Annotated in this window: 1 protein-coding gene and 2 pseudogenes; 2 read left to right on the top strand and 1 reads right to left on the bottom strand. The window is 71.6% G+C overall.

Annotated features, from left to right (window positions below; all coding sequences use genetic code 11):
- On the top strand, positions 1-3,462 hold a 3,462-nt coding region (locus QN357_RS17810; protein WP_323505294.1), incomplete at its 5' end, for an ATP-dependent DNA helicase.
- Positions 3,463-3,815: 353 nt separating this feature from the next.
- Here the strand turns inward: QN357_RS17810 and QN357_RS17805 are convergent.
- Positions 3,816-4,508, bottom strand: a pseudogene (locus tag QN357_RS17805) (phosphotransferase); the annotation flags it as partial.
- Between the two features lie 92 nt (positions 4,509-4,600).
- Here QN357_RS17805 and QN357_RS17800 point away from each other — a divergent pair.
- Positions 4,601-4,838: pseudogene (locus tag QN357_RS17800) on the top strand (hypothetical protein); the annotation flags it as partial.

Raw genomic sequence — 4,838 nt, 5'->3', positions numbered from 1 at the left:
CGTCCGCAGAACCCGGTCAGCGCCCTCGAGATCGCCGGCACGCTCGGCATGTTCCCGCCCACCCCGGAACAGCAGGCGGTGATCGAGGCCCCGCTCGCGCCGACCCTCGTCGTGGCCGGAGCCGGCAGCGGCAAGACCGAGACCATGGCCAACCGGGTGCTCTGGCTGCTCGCCAACGGCCTCGCCCGCCCAGACCAGGTCCTCGGCCTCACCTTCACCCGCAAGGCGGCCGGCGAACTCGCCGAGCGCATCGGCGACCGCATCGCGCAGCTCGACGCCAACGGACTGCTGCCCGCGCCGACTCCGGCCGCGGGCGCAGAGACCACCGGCGAGCTCGTCGACTCCGGCCTGTTCAACACCCCGACCGTGTCGACGTACAACTCCTTCGCGAGCCGTCTCTTCACCGACAACGCCCTCCTGCTCGGCCGCGAACCCGAGTCCGTCCTGCTCACCGAGACGAGCGCGTGGCTGCTCGCCCGCCGTGTCGTGATCGAACACGGCGACCACAGGCTCGTGCCCTGGGGCAAGAGCCTCGACGCCGTGACGGATGCCGTGCTCCGGTTCAGCCGCCTGCTCGCCGAGAACCCGCCTCCCCTTACAACGGGCCTGGCAACGACCGGCCTGGCAACGACCGGCCCGGCAGGCGCCCCCGGCCGCGCCGGGCACGATCTCGCCGGCCTCGCCGCCGGCTTCGCCTACCTCGAAGACCTTCCATACGGCAACCCGCGCAAGAAGGTCCCGTACACCTCCGTCGTCGACTCACTCGCCGCGGTCGGGCCGCTGCCCGTGCTCGCCGAACTCGCCGACTGGTACGACCGGGAGAAGCGCCGGCTCGGCCTGATCGAATTCTCCGACCAGGTCGCCCTCGCCCTGCAGGTGAGCCAGCGGGTTCCGCGGGTCGTCGCGGGGTACCGCGAACAGTACCGGGTGGTGCTGCTCGACGAGTACCAGGACACCTCCGTGCTCCAGACCGAACTCCTGCACACCCTCTTCGCCAGGCATCCGGTGATGGCCGTCGGCGACCCGCACCAGTCCATCTACGGCTGGCGCGGTGCGAGCTCCGCGAACCTGCTCGCCTTCTCCGCCGACTTCGACCCCGACGCCCGCTCGGAACGCCGGGTCACCCCGTCCATGTCGCTCTCCTTCACCTGGCGCAACCCCCGGTCGGTCCTCGACGCCGCGAACACGCTCGTCGCCCCGCTCAGCGAGGCCCTGCGCCGCCGGACGGACGGCATCCAGGTCGAGACGCTCAAGGTGCCGGACGGCACCCGGCCCGGCGCTGTCTCCGCACAGCTCGCCGAGACGGCCACCGACGAGGCCCAGGCCGTCGCCAGCTGGTTCGCCGCCCGGCTCGGCGCCGGCAGCGACAAGTCCGGCGCCATCCTCTTCCGCGCCCGGCGCGACATGGACTTCTTCGCCGGGGTCCTCCGCGCGAACGGCGTCCGCGCCCACGTGCTCGGCCTCGGCGGGCTGCTCTCCACCCCGGAAGTCACCGACGTCGTCAGCGTGCTCAGGGTCGTGCACGATCCCTCGGCGGGAAGCGAACTCGTCCGGTTGCTGAGTGGTGCCCGGTTCCAGGTCGGCCCGCGCGACCTGCAGCACCTCGCGGCCGTCTCGCGCTGGCTCGCCGCCCACGACTGGGCGCAGAAGGCCGTCAGCCGGGAGCTCACGGAGAAGCTCCGTGCGTCCGTCGCCGACGACGAGGGGGCCTCCCTCGTCGACGCCCTCGACTTCGCCGCGGCGGCGCCGCCCGGTCACGGCCAGCTCGCCGGCTTCACCGACACCGGCCGTGAGCGGCTGCGCGCAGCAGGCAAGCTGCTGGCCTGGTTGCGCTCGCGGGCCGGTCTTCCGCTGCTCGACTTCGTGCGCCTAGTCGAACAGGAGCTCCTCCTCGACGTCGAACTCGTCGCGAACGAGAACAACAGCCTCGGCCTCGCGAACCTTTACGCCTTCCACGACACCATCTCCGACTTCCTCGCGAGTGACGAGCTCGGCACCGCCGCGAGCTTCCTGCGCTGGCTCGGCCGGGCCGAACTCGCCGACGACAGGGGACCGCGCGCCGAGGTGGCCGAACAGGGCACCGTGCAACTCCTCACCATCCATGGCGCGAAGGGCCTCGAGTGGGACTACGTCGCGATCCCGAACCTCACAGACAAGAGCCTGCCGGCCCCCGCGCGCGAGGTCACCGGCTGGATCCGCTTCGGCGAGCTGCCGTACCCGTTCCGCGGCGACCACGCCGAACTGCCCCAGCTCGACTGGACCGGCCACGACAGCCAGCTGTCCTACGACCTCGCCTTCCAGGCGTACAAGGCGGACCTCGCCGGCCGCCACGACGACGAGGAACGCCGGCTGATCTACGTCGCCACCACCCGGGCCAGGCACGAACTCCTGCTGACCGGTTCGTTCTGGGGCTCTGGCTCGACCGTGCGCACCCCGAGCCGCTACCTCGTCGAGCTCGCGGAGGCCGGCCTCATCGACCCCCTGCCAGAGGAAAGCGCCAACGCCGAGAAACCGGCCCCGGAGGACGGCCTCACGCCGGCCTGGCCCTTCGACCCGCTCGGCACCCGCCGGGCCGTCGTCGAAGAGGCCGCTTCCGGGGTGCGCGCCGCAGCGAACGATCCGGACGCCCTGGCCCGCGAGACACGCTGGTCCCACGTCGTGACCCTGCTGCTCGAGGAACGCGCCCTCCGCCTGGGCGCAGGCACGGTCGCACCGCTGCCCGCCCGCATCCCCGCCTCGCGGTTCAAGGACTACGTCGACGATCCCGCCGGGGTCGCCGCACAGGTGCGCCGCCCCATGCCCGAGCGGCCGTACCGGGCCACCCGGCTCGGCACCCTCTTCCACTCCTGGGTCGAGCGACGGGCCGGCGGCCTCCTCGGCGGCGACCGGATCGACGCCGGGCTCTTCGAAGCAGACACCGACACGGATGCCGATGCCTTCGAACTCGACCTCGACCAGAACCAGCCGCTCGAGCAGGCCCAGCTCGAACGCCTCCAGGCGACCTTCGAACGGTCGCCCTGGGCCGGCCTCAAACCGGAGGAGGTCGAAATCGAGATCCATTACGTGCTCGCCGGCCAGGTCTTCATCTGCAAGCTCGACGCGGTGTACCGCACAGGGACGGGCTACCAGGTCGTGGACTGGAAGACGGGCCGGGCGCCGAAGAACGCAGCGGACCTCGAACTCAAGCAGACGCAGCTCGCGCTCTACCGCCTCGCGTACGCGACCTGGAAGGGGATCGACCCTGACGAGGTCGACGCGGTGTTCTATTTCGTCGCCGACGACACCGTGGTCGCCCCCGAGCGGCTCTACTCCGAGGCGGACCTCGTGGCGGCGTGGTCCTCGGTCGTGTCCCGCACCTCGGCGCCGGTGCCGGTGTCCGTGCCGTCGCCCACGACGTCGATCGCGCCGGTGGTGTCCGGTTCGTCGGCGAACTCGCCGGTCTCGAAGTCGGACAGCGTGTAGGCATCCGTGTGCATCGCGGCGGCCGGCGCGCGCTTCACCGCGGCGTACGGGGTCGCGGCGAGCAGGCTCTCGACCTCGGACACGTTCAGGATCGGGCCGGTCTTCGGGGACAGCGGGTGCGAGGTCGCGTGGTGCACGTTCTCGACGAGCCCGTCGAGCATCGCGACGGCGTCATCGACGATTCCCTGGTTGCGGGTGTCGGTGCCGTGCAGCAGCCAGCGTGCGAGCTCGAGCTCTGCGTAGAGCATCGCCCGCTGCGTGATGCGCGGGTCGTTGCCCTGGCGCACGCCGCCGTAGGATGCGATCGCCGCTTCGCCGGCGGCTCCCCGGGAGGCGAGCAACCAGTTCAGGTCCCTGGCCGGGTCGCCGACGCTCAGCGCCGCCCAGCCGAGCACGGCCGTCACGGAATCCTCGCCGATCAGGAAGGACTCCGCGGACAGTGAACCGTGGATGACGCAGGGCAGGAACTGCCAGAGCGCGTCGTCGTCGGTCGCGAGCTCCCAGCGGCGGAGCAGGGCCGCAGGCAGGTACCCGGTCGCCTCGGTGCGGCCGATCAGGTCGATCACCTCGGTGCGGCAGTCCTGGGCGCTGCGTTGCGTGAGCCCGGCATCGCTCACCACCGCGGTCGGCAGGCCGTGTATGGCCGCGATGGCCCGGCCGATCGACCCGGAGACCCCGGCGTGTCCGGTGAGGGCGTCCGCGTCGAAGGTGTCGCCGGGCAGGAACTCGTAGACGACGGCGCGCGTCCCGCTGAGCGGGGCCTGCCCGACGAACTGCGGAACGTCGAACGGCAGGCGGCTGCGATTGCCGACGGTCAGGGCGCGGAGCGCGACGAGGTCCGCGGACTGCTCGGTCTCCGCGGCCTGGGAAAGCGGCACCCGGATGATCAGGGAGCGTCCGTCGCGGTCCAGCAGGACAGCGGAATCGTATGCTCCGGGCGCGCCGGAGGAGCGCCCGCTGGAGCCATGGCTGCGGGCCTGGACGACGTCGAGACCGGGCACGGCTGAAGTGGCGAGCGCGGCTAGAGTGAGATGGGATCTGGCCATGCCTACTAGGTTAGGTCGACTTCCCCTCGGTGTGGTCGTTCGCCACGCCTCCACATAACTTCGGCAGTCACGCCAGAGTCCGAAGGGTCTTCATGCCGTTCACGTTCACCTCCCAACTGCCACTGTCGCGCCACGCCGTCGACAGGGACCACCTCACCCGGGCCATACCCGGACTCTTCGACGAGCTCCGGGCGGATGCCTCCACGCGCGTCCTCCCGCTCTGGCGCGGGTCCACCCTCCTGGCGGGAACGCCGGGTGCGGCCCCCGCAGGCACCCACGAGCTCGCCGCAACCGATACCGGAAGCCGCCGGCCCCGGCTGCGCCTGTTCC

Origin of the sequence: Cryobacterium sp. RTC2.1, from assembly GCF_035018685.1 — a bacterium.
Lineage (GTDB): Bacteria > Actinomycetota > Actinomycetes > Actinomycetales > Microbacteriaceae > Cryobacterium > Cryobacterium glucosi.
Note: the sequence above shows the minus strand (reverse complement) of the source record. Positions and strands in the feature narration are given on the sequence as shown.